This is a genomic window from Spelaeicoccus albus (assembly GCF_013409065.1).
In the GTDB taxonomy this organism is placed as follows: Bacteria; Actinomycetota; Actinomycetes; order Actinomycetales; family Brevibacteriaceae; genus Spelaeicoccus; species Spelaeicoccus albus.
In genome coordinates this window covers 1,658,813-1,676,362 of sequence record NZ_JACBZP010000001.1, presented here as the reverse complement: position 1 = coordinate 1,676,362, position 17,550 = coordinate 1,658,813, and the positions used below count along the sequence as shown (strand labels likewise).

Genomic DNA, 17,550 nt, shown 5'->3' with positions numbered 1-17,550 from the left:
GCGCGGTATCGTTCGACAATGAGTTCACCATCATCCGACTCCGGAACGATCGCGCACGTCCACTACTTCGGCGGAACGGCCCTGAGCGGCCCGGCCACCGTGACGTTCGACGGTGGACGGATCGTCCGCGTCACACCGGACGACTCCGGCGACGTGCCGCCCGGCGCCGTCGACGGAAGCGGTCTCACACTCCTGCCGGGGCTCATCGACGCCCACGTCCACCTCGACGGCCGAAAGAACCTCGAGGACGCCGCGCATTGGGGCATCACGACGATGCTCGGGATGGGCACGCCGTCGCCGGACCTGGTCGCGAAGCTGCGCGGCCTGCCGGGCCTGACGGACATTCGCAGCTCGGAAAGCCCGGCATCGGCGCCGGGCGGCATGCAAACGACCGCGATGGGGTTCGATCCCGCAACCGCCGTCGCAACGTCGGACGACGCCGAACCGTTCGTGGCCGCGCGTGTGGCCGAGGGCGCCGACTATCTCAAGATCATTGTGGAAGACCCCGATGTGATGGGGGCGGCGGCGTTGGACGTCGAACGGGCGACCGCTCTGGTGGAGGCCGCCCATGCCCGAGACCTACTCGTGTATGCGCATGTGACGACGGTTCCGGCGGTCCGGATCGCCGTCGATGCCGGTGTCGACGTGCTCACGCACGTTCCGCTCGATGCCGTGTTGGACGACGGGCTCGTCGAGTCGATTGTGGCGGATGGCCAAGTGTCGGTTCCCACACTCGTGATGATGCGCGGCGCCGTCCGGTTCGCCCGGTCGCGCACCCACGGAGCCGAGGTGGACTTCCGTAATGCCGAGCTTTCCGTCGCGGCCATGGATCGCGCAAACGTGCCGATCCTCGTCGGCACGGACTCGAACGCGGCCCCGGGAGCACCGCTCCAGGTCGCGCACGGTGAGTCCTTGCACGATGAACTCGAACTGCTCGTCGCGGCCGGGATGGCGCCGCTGGATGCCCTGCGCGGAGCGACAGTCATGCCGGCCCGGCATCTGGGGCTCGGCGACCGCGGCAGCATCGAGGCCGGACGGCGCGCCGATCTCGTCCTCATCGACGGCGATCCGCTCGCCGACATCTCCGCGACCAAAAACATTCGCGGCGTTTGGATCGCCGGCGAGCGCGTCCGTTAGTCGACGGCGAGTTCGCCCATCCGCGACCATTCTTCGCCGTCGACATTTGTGTTGATGATGTGCGGCGTCTCGGCCAGAGCCGGCAGCATGTCCTTCATCGCCTGCTGGAAGTGAGCGCTCGTCACATGCGACTCGGCCGCATCGTCCTTGAACGCTTCGACAAGCACGAACTCGTCCGCATTCTCCACGCTGCGCGACCAGTCAAACCACAGATTGCCCGGCTCGGACCGGGTCGCTTTCGTGAACCCGTCGACAAGGTCCAACCACTTCTCCGTCCACTCGGGCTTCGTGTGGAATTTGACGACTATGAGAATCACGCCGCCACCGCCTTTCTGATTCCGTGGCCGATGCCGACCTTGTCTCCCACAATAGTTCGCTTCCGCCGCCGACGTACTCCCCCGGCTCGGCGGGTATGCTGCGGCTTGACACCCCCGTCTCCTCGACAGGGTTTTATATTTCCTATACGATCTGGGGAAAGTTGGCTAGCGCCGCGTGCGCACTCGAAGAAGGACCCGATTTTCAATGGCTTACACCTCACAAACTTGGCCGATGGGCGCGGCAATGTTGCAGTACGGCGCCACGCTTCCCGATGGCACGTCCGTCCAAGATGCCGACCGCTCGGTCTGGGACAAGGTGTTCGCCGAACTCGTGCACGAAGGGTTCGACCACGTCGACTTCACCGACAGTTGGCTCCGCCCCGGCGATCTGTCCCCCGACCGGCTTGCCGAATTGAAGTCGTCGCTCGACGACGCGGGCCTCGGCGTGACGGCGATCTCCGTCGTCCGGCGCAGCGTCATCGCACCCGATCCACAGGTCGCGCAGGACAACTTCGATTACGCGCTGCGCACTATCGACGCCGTGAAATACCTCGGCTCGTCGGTCCTGTCCATCGGCCTGCACATGCCGCTGACCGACGAGCAAAAGCAGGCCCATTGGTTCTGGCTCGTTGACGGCCACAAGGACCCCGCCGACGACCCGGACACCTGGGCCCTGGCGGTCGAACGGTTGCAGAAGATCAGCGACGCCGCTGCCATTCAGGGAATCAACGTGTCCCTCGAGATGTACGAGGACACGTACGTCGGCACGGCGGACTCCGCCGTCCAGCTGGTCAAGGACATCGACCGCAGCAACTGCGGACTGAATCCCGATATCGGCAATATCGTGCGGCTGCATCGAGAAATCGAGAGCCCCGAGTCCATGCTGGCCAAAATGCTGCCGTACACGAACTATTGGCACATCAAGAATTACCTGCGCGACTACGACCCGGCCACCGGTGCTTATTTCTCGGCGCCCGCACCGCTGTCGTCCGGGTTCATCTCGTACCGGCGCGCCATCGAGATGGCGCTCGAGGTCGGGTTCGACGGCCCCATCTGCTTGGAGAACTACGGCGGCGACGGCCTGTCCGTGTGCGCGCAGAATCGCGAATATCTGCGCGGAATTCTGAAGTTCAACCTCGGCGCGTAGCGCCCGCACATTCCGGGGATGACTGACTGGGGGAACGCGCCATGACCGCTATGCCGGACGACACGCCGGTGCTGACGATTCCGGACGCCGCGCAGCTCATCCGTGCGGCCAACAAGAGCTCCGGACGTCGGATTGCGTTGCTGGACGACGATCCGACCGGCTCACAGACCGTCCACGACGTTGACGTGGTGATGGCGTTGGATGCTGTCGAATACCGCCGCGCCCTGGCCGAGCCCGGTTCGGAATGTTTCATTTTGACGAATACGCGCGCTCTCGACGAGTCGGACGCCGTCGCTTTGAGCACGGCTGTCGCGGACGACGTGTATTCCGTGGCACTGGAGCTGAACGTGCCGCTATCACTCGTCTCCCGCAGCGATTCGACGCTCCGCGGGCACGTGATCGCCGAGATGGACGCTCTGACGCGTTCGGCGACGCGGGCCGGGCGGCCGCTGGACGCCGTCCTCTTTGCCCCGGCATTTTTTGAAGCCGGCAGGTTCACGGCGGGCAATGTGCATTACGCACGTGTCGGCGACGACGTTTTGCCGGTTGGCGAGACCGAGTTCGCCCGCGATGCGACGTTCGGCTATACGGCGTCCGATCTGCGTGAATTCCTTGCCGAGAAGTCGGCGGGCCGGATCGCCGTGGACGATGTGGCGAGCCTGTCGCTGGACGATATCCGCGTGGGCGGGCCGGACCGCGTCGCCGAGGTACTTGCCGGCACCCGGGATGCGCAGCCGGTCGTTGTCAACGCGGCGTGCTACCAGGATCTCGAAGTCGTCGTCCTCGGCGTCATCGAAGCGGAGCAGCGCGGCAAGAGGGTTGGGTACCGTGCCGGCCCGTCGTTGGCGCGGCCGCTGGCGGGTCTGGATGCCAAGGCGCCTCTGACGGCGTCCGATATCCGCACTAATTCACCGGCCGGAAACGGTCTCGTGGTCGTCGGCTCGCACGTCGGCCTGACGAGCCGTCAGGTCGAGGCGGCCCGGCGCCGACTCGGGCTGACCGAGCACGAGCTCGACGCCGAACGCCTGCTCAGCGATGACGCGGCAACGTACATCGACGACGCGGCCTCGGCGGTCCGGGAGTCGCTTGCCGCAGGACACACTCTGATCTACACGAGCCGCACGCTGATTCGCGGCATCGATGAGCAGGATTCGCTGCGGATCGCCCGCACCGTGTCGGCGGGCGTCAACGCGGTCGTGCGCGCGGCCATGGTTGCCCGTCCCGGCTGGGTGATCGCCAAGGGCGGCATCACGAGTCATGAGGTGGCCGTCTCCGGTCTCGGCATCCGGCGCGCCCGCGTGCTTGGCCAGCTCTTCGAAGGCATCGTGTCCGTGTTGAATCCGACGGCTGCCGGCGACGACGCAGTGGGCGTTCCCTACGTGGTCTTCGCCGGCAACGTGGGCAACGAGGAAACGCTGGCCGACGCGATAGAGATCATGAGCGGCAGCTGAGACGACAGTCCTCGTCGCTCCTAGCCGTCAACTCGTCGGAGCGTCTCGGCCTCGCCGGACTCGACGGTGTTCGCCTTCCTGAACACGCCGGTCAATGCGAACAGGATGGCCGCCAGGATCGCGCCGGCCGCAAGCGAATATGTGCCCGCATTCGGGCCGATGGAGGACTTGAACGCATTGCGCATGATCGGTGCCAGAAAGCCGCCGAGGTTGCCGAGCGAATTGATCAGCGCGATACCGGCTGCCGCGGCGTAGCCCGTCATGTATTCGGTCGGCAGCGTCCAGAATATGGGCTGTGCCGCCACGAACCCGATGGCCGCCAGCGACAATCCGCCAATGGCGAGCACCGGATGAGCGCTCAGTGCGCCGGAGGCGATCAGACCGACCGCCGTCGCCGCCAGCAACACCGTGAAGAGCAGGCGGTGCTTGCGCGTCCTGTCTGCCAGCTTCGGGAAAATCGCCACGGCGATCAACGAGAACACCCAGGGAATGGCTGTGACGAGTGCGGCGGCGAAACCGAGCTTCTGGCCCGTGATGCCCGTGACTTGCGTGGGCAGGAAGAACGTGAATCCGTACACGGCGATCTGGATGCAGAAGTAGATGAGCGAGAAGTACCAGACCCGCCAGTTACCGAGGGCCCGCAACGCCTTCTTCGGCCCGTGCCCCTCGGACTTTGCGGTGTCTTCCTCGGCTATCGTCTCGGACAGTGCCCGGCGTTCGTCCTCGGGCAGCCACTTGGCGTCCGACGGCTTGTCGGTCAGGAAGAAGAACGACCAGATTCCAACGATGATCGCAATGACGCCCTCGATCAGGAACATCCACTGCGTCCCGTGCATGCCGAGCAGCCCGTCCAGCTCGAGCAAACTTCCCGACAGTGGATTGCCGATGATGCCGGCGATCGCGATTCCGGCGTAGAAGTAGCCGCGCGCACGGCTGAGGTCACGCGCCGGCACCCAGTAGGTCAGATAGAGGATGACGCCCGGAAAGAAGCCGGCTTCCGTGATACCGAGCAGCAGTCGCAGCACGTAAAAGCTGACCGGCCCCTGCACGAACATGAAGAGGGTGGCGACGATGCCCCAACTGACCATGATCCGGGCCAGCCACCAGCGAGCGCCCACACGGTGCATCAGCAGGTTGCTCGGTACCTCGAAGACCGCGTAGCCGACGAAGAACAGGCCGGCGCCGAGCGCGTACGCGGCAGTGCTCATGCCCAGATTCGCGTTCCACTCCTGCTCGGCGAATGCGACGTTGCTGCGGTCCAAGAACGCAACGACATACATGAGCAGCAGGAATGGAATGAGCCTGCGGAAGACCTTCTTGGTCGCCAGCTGGCTGAGCTCGGCGCGCCTGATATTCGGTGCCATGATTTCCTCTCGAAAAACTACTGGGTTTCTGGTGTGACGCGGGCCTTGGGCCGGTTACGTGCGCGTGTACGGTCGATGCAACGGAACATCCGGATTCAACTCGACGCCGAAGCCCGGGCGGTCGGGTACCGTCAGGCGGCCCGATTCCGGCACCGGCTCGCCCAGCAGCAACGGGGAGAACATGGGGACGACTTCGCCCGCATCCGGCGCCATCATGAGGAATTCGGTGAACTGACTTCCGGGCCGCGTGACCACGAAATGGTACGAATACACCGACGAGCCGTGCGGAACGACCGGAGTGCCGTGCGCGTCCGCCAGCGCGCTGATCTTGAGCAGCTCGGTCAGACCGCCGCACCAGCCGACGTCCGGCTGGATGATGTCGACCCCCGTTTCGAGAAGCTGGCGGAAACCCCACCGCGTCGCCTCGTGTTCCCCCGAGGTGAGCAGGACGGTGGACGGCATCCGGCGGCGGAGCTCCGCGTGCCCCCAGTAGTCGTCGGGCGGGAGCGGCTCTTCGATCCATTTGAGGCCGAGCTCGGCCGCGGCATGCGCCAGCCGGGTGGCGTAGTCCACGTCGAGCGACATCCAGCAGTCGTACATCAGCCAGAAGTCGTCCCCCGTCGCATCGCGCATCCGGCCCAGCAGATCGAGGTTCGCCGCCATCCCCTGCTGTCCTTCGGCCGGGCCGTGGTGCAGCGGCATCTTGCCGCCGACGAAGCCGAGGGACTTCGCAACGTCCGGACGCGCACCGGTGGCGTAAAACGTGAGCTCGTCGCGCACGGTGCCGCCGAGCGTCGCGTAGACCGGTTCGCCGCGCACCTTGCCAAGCAGGTCGTACAACGCCAGGTCGACGCCGCTGATTGCGTTGAGCACGAGGCCCCGGCGCCCGTAGAACAACGTCGAGCGGTACATCTGATCCCAGATCCGTTCGATGTTCGTCACGGCGGCGCCTTCGACAAAGCGGGACAAATGATTCTCGACGATGAAGGCGGCCGGCTCACCGCCCGTGGTGACGGCGAAACCGGTGGTGCCGTCGCTGGCCTCGAGGACGACCACGAGCGTCCCGAGCACGTTCAAACCGAAGCTCTGGCGTGATTTCCGATATTCGGGGTAGATCGACATGGGCGTGGCGATGTGATCGTCGATCCAATGTCCCGTGCCTTGATCGTGATAGTCCGCGCCGCCGCCGGAAACCGTGTACGCGCGAACGGACGTGATTGTCGGTGTCATGAGTCTTCCGAGAAATCGACGAGGATCTTGCCCGCCGGCGGGGCGCCGTGGGCGAGGGTGTCGAACGCCGCCATGGCCCGATCGGGCGTGACGACTTCGCTGATCAGGTGCGCGAGAAGCTCGGGGGCCCCGCCCACGTACCGGGCGGCATCGCGGAAATCGGCCATCGAATACGTAAAGCTCCCGGTGAGCGTGCGTTCGGCCGTGCTGACGCGGAAGGCGTCGAGATCCAGTCGGGGCGACCCCATTCCGACTAACGCGACCCTGCCGCCGAGTTCGGTCGCGCCGAGCGCATCATCGACCGTGCGGGTGACCCCGACGGCGTCCACGGCCACCGGCACGGGGCCGCCGTGTCCGGCGAGGTGCTCGGCGGGAGTCGCGGACGTCGGATCGAACGCGGTCCCGCCGAGCTGCCGGCACAACTCGCGGCGTCCGGCGTCGACTTCACTGACGTAGATCGAGCGGACGCCCATGCTCGTCAACGCGACGACTGCGGATTGCCCGATCGGGCCGCCGCCGACCACGAGCACGCGGTCGTCCGCCGGCGTGAGGGCCCGGCGGACGGCGTGCAAGGCCACGGCGATCGGCTCGATCAATGCGCCGTAATGCGGTGGCATCGTTTCCGGTAGCGGCACGATGTTCCGGGCAGGCACCAGTACGCAGTCGGCAAATGCGGCGGGCACTTCCGGTGCAACGCCGATCACCGTCTTGTCCGGGCAATGCTGTTCGCGCCCCTCGAAGACGCTCGCCTGCGAGACCGGCACGACGACGGGATTGAAGGTGGCAAGTACGCCGATCTCCGGCTCCGTGACGTCCGGCCCTCGTGCGGCAACGCGTCCGACGGATTCGTGGCCCATGATCTGGCCCGGGGACCGGCGCCCGTTCTCACCGGTGTAGCCGTGCACGTCGGACCCGCAGATCCCGGTGGCGAGCACGCGCAGGAGTACCTCGCCGTCCCCGGGTTCGGGAGTCGGGCGAGTCTCGACGCTCAAGGCGTCGAAGTCCGTCAGGACGAGAGATCGCATTGTGTTCCTTATGTGTGGGCGGGTGGACGATGGGTCCGCACGGGGGACCGCGCCGTTAGCTTGCCGACCCGGCGACGGTATTGCGCTTCAGCGCCTTCTTCCAGTCCTCGGACGAGATCGGCTTGCGCAAAATGAGCAGATAGCACAGGGCCGCGCACGCCGCGATGATTCCGCCGCTGATGAACGCCAGCGAGTAGGAACCGGTTGAGTCGACGATAAATCCGGCGAGGATCGGCGAGAAAGTCCCGCCGAAGTAGCCCCCGAAATTCTGCAAACCGCCGAGCGAGGCGACCTTGGAGGCAGGCGCGACGTCGCCGGCCAGACCCCAGGCGTTTCCGGTGATGCTCGCGATGAAGGCGAGTGAGATCGTGAGTAGCCCGATCGCCACCGGAAGCGAGTGGTTGAACGGGACGATGACGACGCAAACGCCCGCGGCTACCGCGCAGATCGCAATGACGATGCGCTTGGAATGGAACGACGAGGTAATACCTCGCGCGGCAATAGTCTTGGTGATGTAGCCGCTGATCAGCTCGCCGACGGCACCGCCGATCCATGGGATGCCGGCGAGCACGCCCATCTGGGCCAACGTGATGTCGAAGGCGTGGAGCAGATACAACGGCAGAAAGACGAGGTAGATGTTCCAGATCCAGATCGTACAGAAGTACCCGAGCATCATGCCCCACGTGGCACGGAACCGGAACAGCGCCAGATATTCCTTCGTCGTGGTCTTGGTGTCGGCGGTGTGCTCGACGCCTCCGCCGCCCGCGATGATGTAGTCGCGTTCGGGCTTTTTCAACGCGCGAGATTTATCCGGGTTCTTGTAGAAGAAGTAGAAGATCACGGCGAAAATGATGCCCGCGACACCGGTGACGGCGAACATCTCGCGCCAGCCGAACATCAGCATGATCGCGGTCAGCAGGGCCGGGGCAAAGGCGGGTGCCCATTTCGACGCCGAATCCCAGATGCTTGAGGCGAATCCGCGTTCGCGAGCCGGGAACCAAAAGGACGTCGCTTTGGCCGACGACGGCATGCAGGGCGACTCGCCGACGCCGAGCAGCAGCCGGAGCAGGATGAACACCCAGAGCATTGAGGCAAATCCGGTGAAGAATTCGGCAACGCTCCACACCAGCAGGCCCGCACTGAAGACGATCTTGACGCCGTAGCGGTCGATCAGCCATCCGGCCGGCAACTGCATGATGGCGTACGCCCATGAGAATGCGGATCCGAGAATGCCGATATCGACATTGGAGAACGAGAGTTCGTCGATCATCTTCGGCGCCGCAATGGATAGTGCCGAGCGATCAACGTAGTTGATGATGCCGCCGATGAGGAACCAAGCAAGGATTGCGTACCGCACTTTTTGCCGGGGCGCGGCCACGTCCGCTCCACGGCCCAATTTATCCGTCATTCTCTCCCCCTTGAGTTACACGTGCCTGGCGTCGCCCGGCTTGTGCGCGCATGCGTCGCCGACGGTATTCCCGTCGTTTGCGGTGAGGCGGCTCACATCAAGCCGAGACTGATAATACAGAAAATAGGATCCACGATCAAGGAACGGACTGCAGGCTGCGGCAGCGTTTGCTATATCCTATAGTGACAGCGTGACAGCTATCGATTGGGGAGCCAGTATGTTTCGTACCGCACTCACCGCCGATTCGGCACGTCCGGACGGCGGGACGATCTTCGGAAATTTAGGCCTCGGCCGACTCGACGACGCAGGCATCCCCTGGCATGTGCTGGCCAGGTATCTCGACCCGATTCCGCCGGAGGATTTGAACGGCGTCGCGGCGGTCCTGTCGCTGGGCCACATCACGTTCGACGCCGAGACCGTCGCTGCCGCCGACGACCTCGAGCTCATCGCGCGATTCGGTGCCGGCTACGAGACAATCGACGTGGAAGCGTGCACCCATGCGGGCGTTGCCGTCACAAACACTTCCGGAGCAATCCGCCGTCCGCTCGCGCTTGCCTCGCTGACCATGCTGCTGGCCGTCGGCCACAAGCTGCGGATGAAGGATCACATCACCCGCACCGGCCGGTGGGACGAGCGCGAAGATTTCCGCGGCGCCGCTTTCGACGGCAAGACGGTCGGCATCGTCGGATTCGGGTCGGTCGGGTCCGAATTGGCAAAACTCCTCGCCCCGCTCGGAATGACGGTACTTGGCACCAATCGCAGCGGGCACAGCCGCGCCGCGGACGCACTCGGCGTGCGAATGGTCGAGCTGGACGATCTGCTGCGCCAATCGGACTACGTGGTCGTCACCGCCTCGCTGAACGCATCCAGCCGGCACCTCGTCGATGCCGGCAAGCTGGCGCTGATGAAGCAGTCCGCATTCATCGTCAATATGGGTCGCGGTGCACTGATCGATCAGGAAGCACTGCGCACGGCCTTGCGCGACGGGAAAATCAGCGGCGCCGGTCTCGATGTCTTCGATCCCGAACCGATCGCGGCCGACGATGAGCTCTTGTCGTTCGACAACGTCACGCTGGCGCCGCACTCGCTCAACTGGACCGACGATTTCACCCGTGCCGTGTCGTCATCGGCGCTCGGGGCCATTATCGAGGTGGCGCACGGACGTCGTCCCGAGACGACGTTGAATCCGGAAGTCTTCGACACCGAGGCTTTTCGGGCCAAACAACGGCGCCGGCTCGACTGAGCGGCACCAGCCTGCGTGAGCGCGGGTTGCCGATTACCCCTCGTTTTGCCTGATCTCGGCGAGTTCGTCGGCGGCGCGATCGGCCACGTTCGTCAAATGCGTGCGCATGGCCTCCGCGGTCTCGTCGGGCGAGCCGCCGCGCATGGCCTCGAAGATTCCTTGATGTTCGGCGACCGCCTGTTCGGCGTCGATGACGCCTTGTCCGGCAAAGAGTCGGAACCGTTGCACCTGGCCGCCCAGTGCCGTATACGCGGTGCCGAGGAATTGGTTGCCGGATTGCTCGGCGATGGCGGCGTGGAAAGCTTCGTCCGAGCGGAGGAAATCCTGATAGTTTTCAAAGCTCGGCCCGCGCCCGGCGTGATCCTGGGATTCCATCAAGCGCTCCAGTTCGGCAATGAACTCGGGAGTCGACCGCTCGCAGGCGCGCGCGGCCAGTACCGGCTCGAGAACCAGTCGGGCCTCCATCAGGTCGCGCAACTCGCTCTCCGTCAAGAGCGGCGCCACCCGGTAGCCCTTGAGCGCCGTCCGGCGGACAAGTCCGGGCGCCTCCAGCCGGGCCAGCGCCTCCCGCACCGGTGTCGGGGACACCCCGAGTTCGCGCGCCAGTCCGTCAATGCTCAAGGAATCGTCGGGTTCGAGTTGCCTGTCCATGAGCATGGCCAGGACGGCGTCGTACACGCTGTCGGAGAGGCTACGCCGGGCCAACGGCGGTCGGCCGCCCGCCGGCGCTTTCGTCTTACTGACCATGTCCGTCTCCCGCCTCATCGACAATCCTTCTCACCGCGCCCGGATCGTGAGCGAATCTGCCCAGGAACAGGCCATCCGCTTCGCCGGCCAACTGGGACAGTAGACCCACACGCGCACTTCCACCGTAGATTATCGTGCCGCGAATTCCGGTCAATTCGGCAATGAAGGCCTTCAGACCGCTGCACACGGCTCGAATATGGTCCGCGCCGGCCGGCGCGGGGGCGCCAATGGCCCACACCGGTTCGTAGGCCACGACCAGGCGCTTGTCGCCACTCGTTCGATCCTGATCGCCGAGCGCATCGGCAATCTGCCCCTTGCAGATGTCGGCCGCCTTGCCCGGGTCACCTTTCTCGGTCTCGCCGACGCACAGGATCGGCGTCAGACCGGCCCGGTACGCCGTCGCGGTTTTGGCCCGCACCACATCGAGAGTCTCGCCGAACAACGAACGTCGCTCGGCATGCCCGATCTCCACATACGTGCAACCGAGTTCGGCAAGCATCCGACCGCTCACCTCGCCCGTAAAAGCGCCCGAATCGGCAAACGCCAGGTTTTGCGCGCCGTAGGTCACGGGCGTTCCGCGCAATGCGGACGCCGCGCCTTCCAACGCCGGGAAGCCCGGCAGGACGGCAAGCTCGACCCCGCCGGCTTGCACCGCCGGGCTCTCGCGGGCGATTTCGGCCACACTTCGCACCCAGTCGAGCGTTTGCCGGTACCCGAAATACATCTTCAGGCTTGTCGCAATGAGCACGGCGCCCCCTTTGTCAGTCGAACGGTTCGCTGTCCGGGCAGCCCGGCGTGCCGGGCGCGCGGGGTCACCGGAACTGCAGACCGCCGTTGACGTCGTACGTTTGTCCCGTGATGAACGAGGTCTCCTCTTTCACCAGGTAATTGATCATGGACGCGATATCGGCTTGCGTGCCGACGCGTCCCACCAGCAGGCCGGCGGCCAGCTCCACCTTACGTTCGTCGCTGAGAGTCCCGCCCATGATGTCGGTGTCGATCGGGCCCGGCGCGACGGCGTTGACGGTGATTCCCATCGGGCTGAGTTCGCGTGCCGTGGCACGGGTGAGGCCCTCGATGCCGGCCTTTGCCGTGGAGTACGCAGTCTTTGAATAAGTGCCTCCGCCCATCGGTGCCGAGCATGAGGAGATGTTGACGATACGCCCGACGCCGTTCTTCACCATCGACCGCGCCGACCGCTGGGTCACAAAGTGCGGCCCGCGCAGGTTCACGGCCATGACGAGGTCCCATTCGGCAGGCGTGATGTCGAGATAGGGCGTCGGATTCGAAATTCCCGCGATGTTCACTGCTGCGACAAGTTGGGGCAGGTTGGCCTCGATGTCGTCGATGCCGGCGTTCACTTGGTCGACATCGGCCACGTTCATGCCGACCCCGAAGGTCTTGACGCCGTACGTGTCGCTGATCTCGGCCGCCACTTCCTTGGAGGCGGAGCCGTCCAGATCCGCAATCGCGACGGCCCAACCGTCGCCGGCCAGTCGTTCGGCGGTCACGCGGCCGATACCGCGTGCGGACGCCGCCCCGGTGACCAAAGCGGTCCGCTCGGCCGGGAACGCTGCTGCTGTGCTCATGATGTGTCCTTACGTCGTGGAATGGATTACTTCGTCGCCGTGGGCGGCGGACCGAGCTCGGCGAGAAGTTCGGAAAGCTTGGCGTAGGCCTTGTTCCGGTAGGCGATCAACTCGTCCGTCTGGTCGCCGTCCAGCTCAGTAAACCCACCACCGCTCTTCGTGCCGAGCTTTCCGGAGGCCACCAGATCGGTGAGCATCTTCGGCGGGGCGAACTTGTCGCCGAAATGCGGCTCGAGCTCGTCGAAGCAGAACTTGTACACGTCGAGCCCGGCCATGTCGGCAATGACGAACGGGCCGAAGAACGGCGTGCGGAATCCAAAGGTCGTCGACACGATCATGTCCACGTCCTCGGCCGAAGCGATCCCCTCGTCGACGATCTCGATGGCTTCCTTGAACAAGACGTATTGCAGTCTGTTGAGCACGAAACCGGGGTTGTCCTTGATACGCGCGCCTTGTTTGCCGACCCGGGTGACGAGCTCGGCCACGCTATCGACGACGTCCGGCGCGGTTCCGGGATGCGCAATGATCTCAACGCCCGGAATGAAGGGCGCCGGATTGGAAAAGTGCACACCCAGGAACGTCGAGGCGTCCGCGAACGATCCCGTCATCGATTCGATTTGAATTGTCGAAGTATTCGACCCGACTATCGCATCGGAACGTTTGGCAGCGTCGATGCGGGTGTGCACGTCGGCCTTGATCGATGAGACTTCCGGGACGGCTTCGGCGATGTAGTCGACGTCGGCCACTGCTTCTTCGATCGATGCGGCGGCCGAGAGGTTTGCGGCGATGGTCTCGGCGCTGCCCGGCTGAAACAGCCCGGCGTCCTCGAATTTCCCCGCTTCGGCTTTCAGCCGCTCGAGGTTCGTCACCGACAGTTCCGGCGACGCATCGGCAAGGGCGACCGGAATTCCGGCCTTGGCAAGTACTTGGGCGATGCCGCCGCCCATGTACCCGCTGCCTACTACTGCAGCTGTCGTGATGGGCATCAGTCACACTCCGTTCCAACCGATTCCGGCAGAGAGCTGTCGGCCTGGTCGTAGTTGTCGATGGCCGCGACTTTCTCGGCGGACGCCGATGAGGTGTCGAAGCGGTAAGTGAGCCATTCGGCGGCGAGCTTGCGTGCCAGCTCCAGGCCGACGACGCGCTGGCCCATGCAGAGCACTTGCGCGTTGTTGGACTTGATGGCGCGCTCGACCGAGTATCCGTCGTGGGCCGTCACGGCGCGGATGCCCTTGACCTTGTTGGCCGAGATCGCTACGCCGAGCCCGGTGCCGCAAATCAGCAATGCCCGGTCGGCCTCGCCGGCGGCCACTGTGCGCGCGGCCGCGACTGCGACGTGCGGATACGCGGTGTGGGACTGCGCGTCGACGCCCACGTCGGTCACCGATTCGACGAGGTCACTGGCTTCGAGATCCGCTTTCAATGCCTCTTTGTAGTCGAAGCCGGCGTCGTCGGAGCCGACAACGATTGTCAGCTTGTCACTCATGCGTTTTCTCCTTGCTGCGAGTCGTTCCGTGCGTCGTTCAAGACGGCGGCCACCGCGCCGACGATGCGTGCCAGCGACACGGCTCCGGCGTCCGGGGTGCCGATGCTCTTGTCGGCGAGCGGGCGGGCGCGGCCGATCTTGGGCGTCAAGTCGGCCGTGGCTGCGGCGGCGGCGTCGGCAACTGCTGCGCCGGCCGTCCAGGCTTCGGCGGCAGTGTTGCCGGCGCCGATCCGGTCGGTCACGGCCTGCGAAAACGGCACGAGCACGTCAACCATTGTCTTGTCGCCGAGTTCGGCCTTGCCGAGTCTCATGACGGCGTCCGTGCCTGCCTCGAGAGCGGTTGCCGCGTCGCGTCGATGGACGGCCTCGGTATCGCCGAAGGTCTGGGCCACGGCTCCGAGCAGGACGCCCCATAATGCGCCGGACGTGCCGCCTGCCTTATCGGCCCACGCATCGGCCGCCCATTGCAGTACCGTTCCGGCGCCCGCGCCGGCGCTGGCTGCCGATTCGGCGGCATCGACGCCGGCACGGGCGCCGCGTTCCATGCCGATTCCGTGGTCGCCGTCGCCCGCCACCGCGTCGATACGGCCGAATTCCTGCGAGCCGTCGATGGTGACTTGCCGGATGGCGCGCAGCACATCGAGCAGCAGCGGCACGACACGTCGAGACTCCTCCGAGGCTGCGGGGATCTCAGCGGACGCGGACACCGCGGTTCCCCGTGCATCATCCATCTGCGCGTCGCCCATACTGCCTTTGCGGAATGCCGGCGCGTCCGCCGGCGCCGTCCAGAGTCGTTCGAGTTCGTCGTCGAGCCAGCACAAGGTCAGCGAGGCGCCGGCCATGTCGAGACTCGTGCACAGCTCGCCGACCTCGGGCTCGACAATTGTCAGACCGGCGTCGGCCAACCGTTTGCTCACGCGGCGATAGACGACGAAGAGCTCTTCGTATTTCACCGTGCCCAATCCGTTCAGGACGGCGGCAACCCGCGCGTCGGCGCCGTCGGGACGTTCGGCCAACAGCTTGTCGACAAAGAGGTCGGCAAGCCCGTCGGCGGTGGGAATGTCTGCCTCGGAAATGCCGGGCTCGCCGTGAATTCCCAGTCCGAGAGACATTCTGCCCTCCGGCACCGTGAAGAGCGGTTCGTCCGCACCGGGAAGCGTGCATCCCGCAAAGGCGACGCCGAACGAGCGGGTACGGTCGTTGGCCTGCCGTGCCACACGCACGACCTCGTCGAAGTCGTATCCGGCGTCGGCGGCCGCGCCGGCCACCTTGAAGACCGTCAGATCGCCGGCGATGCCGCGCCGTTTGGCGATTTCATCCGGAGGCGCGCTTGCCACGTCATCGGTGACGGTCACGATTTCGGTGCGGATGCCCTCGGCGTTCAGGCGTTCGGCCGCCTGGCCGAAATGCAGTACGTCGCCGGCGTAATTGCCGAAACTGAGAATGACGCCGCCGCCATGCTCGGCCGCCCTTGCCACATCGTAGACCTGGTGGGCCGAGGGCGAGGCAAAGATATTTCCCATTGCCGCGCCGTGCGCCATGCCGCGTCCGACGAGTCCGGCAAAGGCCGGATAGTGCCCGGATCCCCCGCCGACCACCACCGCGACACTGCCGCCCGCGGTCTTCGTGGCACGAACCACACCGCCGGGCACCTTCCGCACGTATGCCGGGTTCGCGGCGACGAATCCTTCGGCGAGTTCGTCAGAGAACGCGCTCGGTTCATTGAACAGCCGTGTCATTGCGCTCCGATCTCGGCCATTTTTCATTGTCCCAATTTCCTATAGGATTACCCGGCACGATGCTGAAAGTCAAACGAACCGCCTCGTGCCCCGGCCGACGGGCGCTTTGCTGCTCGAAACCCCGCGCATTCACCGTCTTGCCGGTCACCGCCGGCGGTACATCACAAAGCGGTCTCGAGGTATTGACGTATCCCCGGATACCACCCATACTCATTAAAACCCTATTGGATACAGGATTGGCAATGTCGACAGCTCCCGATTCCGCACCCACTCGCGACCCCTACACGCTCACGGCCGACGGGGTGAAAGAACCGCCCGTCGGTTGGAAGGCCAGTCTGAGATATCTCGGGCCCGGCATGATCTTGAGCGCCTCCATCGTCGGATCGGGCGAGCTCATCGCCACGACCGCACTGGGCGCCAAGGTCGGCTTCGCCATCTTGTGGATGGTCATCTTCAGCACGCTCGTCAAAGTCGCGGTGCAGGTCGAACTCGCACGGTGGACAATCGTGACGGGCAATCCGGCCCTGACCGGCTACAACAAGGTGCCGCCGAAGATCGGCCGCGTCAGCTGGATCAACATCCTCTGGATCGTGCTGGCGTTGTCCAAATTCCTGCAGTTCGGCGGGATCGTCGGCGGCGTCTCCGTGGCTGCCAGCATTCTCATTCCGCTGGGCGGCCCGCCGCTTGGAACGACGTCGGTGACCATTTGGACGATCTTCATGGTGATCCTCAGCATCGTGTTGTTGTACAAGAACAGTTACCGGCTGATCGAACGCGGCGCGTTCGCACTCGTCGTGATCTTCGTGTTCGCCACAGTCGTGATCGCCCTCGGCTTGCCCATGACCCCGTTCGGCTACGGCGCCGACGACCTCCTCGGCGGCCTGACCTTCACGATCCCGGCGGGAGCTGTCGGCGCGGCAATCGCCATGTTCGGCATCACCGGCGTCGGCGCCGATGAGATCACCTACTACACGTACTGGTGCGTGGAAAAGGGATATGCCCGCTGGGTCGGCCCCAATGACGGCACCAAGGACTGGGAGCGCCGCGCCAAGGGTTGGATCCGCGTCATGTACAAGGACGCCATCATCTCGTGGGTGATCTACACCTTCGGCACCGTCGCGTTCTTCATCATGGGCGCCGCAGTGTTGCACCCGCAGGGCCTCGCGCCCGAGGGCAACAAGATGATCACCACCTTGTCGCGTATGTACACGGACACGCTCGGTCAGTGGGCAAGCATCGGCTTCCTCATCGGCGCCATCGCCGTACTGGGATCGACCATGTGGGCGGCCATTCCGAGCTGGGCGCGCATGTACACGAACATTCTTGCCACGTTCGGCGCCTTCGACTGGCACCGGAGTCCCGTCGTGCGACTGCGGTGGATCCGCTTCTTCACGGTCATCATGCCGATCATTTGGGGCGTGGCGTTCTTGGTTCTGCGCGTACCGGTGCTGATGGTGCAGATCGGCGGCGTCGTCACGGGCGTCTTCCTGGTCGCAGTGGTGGTGGCAGTGTGGTACCTGCGCAAACAGGAAGTCGACAAGCGTCTGCACGGCGGCAATTGGTTCAACGCGGCCCTCGTGATCAGTAGCGTCGCGATCGGGCTGCTCGGGATCTATACGCTATTGAACGTCTTCGGCTTCTCGATCGGAAGCTCGTGACGCACGGCG

At 64.9% G+C, this 17,550-nt stretch carries 16 protein-coding genes; 5 read left to right on the top strand and 11 right to left on the bottom strand.

Annotated features, from left to right (window positions below):
* Window positions 1–18: 18 nt before the first annotated feature.
* Complete coding sequence (locus BJY26_RS07725; protein ID WP_179427103.1) at window positions 19–1,137, top strand: amidohydrolase family protein; 1,119 nt, start codon at window positions 19–21, stop codon at window positions 1,135–1,137.
* On the opposite strand, the gene BJY26_RS19055 is transcribed toward BJY26_RS07725, so the two are convergent.
* On the bottom strand, window positions 1,134–1,454 hold the full coding sequence (locus BJY26_RS19055; protein WP_179427101.1) for a putative quinol monooxygenase: 321 nt from the start codon (window positions 1,452–1,454) through the stop codon (window positions 1,134–1,136). The two genes, BJY26_RS07725 and BJY26_RS19055, sit on opposite strands and share 4 nt — an antisense overlap.
* A gap of 232 nt (window positions 1,455–1,686) precedes the next feature.
* On the opposite strand from BJY26_RS19055, the gene BJY26_RS07715 reads away from it, so the two are divergent.
* Window positions 1,687–2,601, top strand: coding sequence for a sugar phosphate isomerase/epimerase family protein (locus BJY26_RS07715; protein ID WP_237249051.1), 915 nt, complete (start codon window positions 1,687–1,689; stop codon window positions 2,599–2,601).
* 41 nt (window positions 2,602–2,642) lie between these two features.
* Complete coding sequence (locus BJY26_RS07710) at window positions 2,643–4,052, top strand: four-carbon acid sugar kinase family protein (RefSeq protein WP_237249052.1); 1,410 nt, start codon at window positions 2,643–2,645, stop codon at window positions 4,050–4,052.
* Window positions 4,053–4,072: 20 nt separating this feature from the next.
* On the opposite strand, the gene BJY26_RS07705 is transcribed toward BJY26_RS07710, so the two are convergent.
* Genes BJY26_RS07705 through BJY26_RS07690 form a run of 4 tightly spaced genes read right to left on the bottom strand, consistent with a single transcriptional unit; the run spans window position 4,073 to window position 9,079 of the window.
* Window positions 4,073–5,416 (bottom strand): MFS transporter, encoded by a 1,344-nt coding sequence (locus BJY26_RS07705; protein WP_179427097.1) that lies wholly within the window; start codon window positions 5,414–5,416, stop codon window positions 4,073–4,075.
* A 54-nt stretch (window positions 5,417–5,470) separates the two neighbouring features.
* The gene (gene rhmD / locus BJY26_RS07700) at window positions 5,471–6,646 is read right to left on the bottom strand and encodes an L-rhamnonate dehydratase (protein WP_179427095.1); all 1,176 of its coding nucleotides are present in this window, start codon (window positions 6,644–6,646) and stop codon (window positions 5,471–5,473) included.
* On the bottom strand, window positions 6,643–7,671 hold the full coding sequence (locus BJY26_RS07695) for a zinc-dependent alcohol dehydrogenase (RefSeq protein WP_179427093.1): 1,029 nt from the start codon (window positions 7,669–7,671) through the stop codon (window positions 6,643–6,645). Before BJY26_RS07695 ends, rhmD begins: the two co-directional genes overlap by 4 nt.
* Before the next feature lie 55 nt (window positions 7,672–7,726).
* On the bottom strand, window positions 7,727–9,079 hold the full coding sequence (locus BJY26_RS07690; RefSeq protein WP_179427091.1) for an MFS transporter: 1,353 nt from the start codon (window positions 9,077–9,079) through the stop codon (window positions 7,727–7,729).
* A 190-nt stretch (window positions 9,080–9,269) separates the two neighbouring features.
* Between BJY26_RS07690 and BJY26_RS07685 the strand changes: the two genes are divergently transcribed.
* Entirely contained in the window at window positions 9,270–10,322 is a 1,053-nt protein-coding gene (locus tag BJY26_RS07685; protein WP_179427089.1) for a 2-hydroxyacid dehydrogenase, read from the top strand.
* 33 nt (window positions 10,323–10,355) lie between these two features.
* On the opposite strand, the gene BJY26_RS07680 is transcribed toward BJY26_RS07685, so the two are convergent.
* The 6 genes from BJY26_RS07680 to BJY26_RS07655 form a co-directional block, all read right to left on the bottom strand.
* The gene (locus BJY26_RS07680; RefSeq protein WP_237249053.1) at window positions 10,356–11,087 is read right to left on the bottom strand and encodes a GntR family transcriptional regulator; all 732 of its coding nucleotides are present in this window, start codon (window positions 11,085–11,087) and stop codon (window positions 10,356–10,358) included.
* Window positions 11,059–11,817 carry a triose-phosphate isomerase family protein gene (locus BJY26_RS07675; RefSeq protein ID WP_237249054.1) on the bottom strand — a complete coding sequence of 253 codons (759 nt, stop codon included), beginning with the start codon at window positions 11,815–11,817 and terminating at the stop codon, window positions 11,059–11,061. The genes BJY26_RS07680 and BJY26_RS07675 overlap by 29 nt, the downstream gene beginning before the upstream one ends.
* Before the next feature lie 64 nt (window positions 11,818–11,881).
* The gene (locus BJY26_RS07670) at window positions 11,882–12,658 is read right to left on the bottom strand and encodes an SDR family NAD(P)-dependent oxidoreductase (RefSeq protein WP_179427087.1); all 777 of its coding nucleotides are present in this window, start codon (window positions 12,656–12,658) and stop codon (window positions 11,882–11,884) included.
* 26 nt (window positions 12,659–12,684) lie between these two features.
* On the bottom strand, window positions 12,685–13,644 hold the full coding sequence (locus BJY26_RS07665) for a 3-hydroxyacyl-CoA dehydrogenase family protein (RefSeq protein ID WP_179427085.1): 960 nt from the start codon (window positions 13,642–13,644) through the stop codon (window positions 12,685–12,687).
* Window positions 13,644–14,144, bottom strand: coding sequence for a ribose-5-phosphate isomerase (locus BJY26_RS07660; RefSeq protein ID WP_179427083.1), 501 nt, complete (start codon window positions 14,142–14,144; stop codon window positions 13,644–13,646). Before BJY26_RS07660 ends, BJY26_RS07665 begins: the two co-directional genes overlap by 1 nt.
* The gene (locus BJY26_RS07655; protein ID WP_179427081.1) at window positions 14,141–15,883 is read right to left on the bottom strand and encodes a dihydroxyacetone kinase family protein; all 1,743 of its coding nucleotides are present in this window, start codon (window positions 15,881–15,883) and stop codon (window positions 14,141–14,143) included. The genes BJY26_RS07660 and BJY26_RS07655 overlap by 4 nt, the downstream gene beginning before the upstream one ends.
* Window positions 15,884–16,125: 242 nt before the next feature.
* On the opposite strand from BJY26_RS07655, the gene BJY26_RS07650 reads away from it, so the two are divergent.
* Window positions 16,126–17,541 (top strand): Nramp family divalent metal transporter, encoded by a 1,416-nt coding sequence (locus tag BJY26_RS07650; RefSeq protein ID WP_179427079.1) that lies wholly within the window; start codon window positions 16,126–16,128, stop codon window positions 17,539–17,541.
* Window positions 17,542–17,550: the final 9 nt, after the last annotated feature.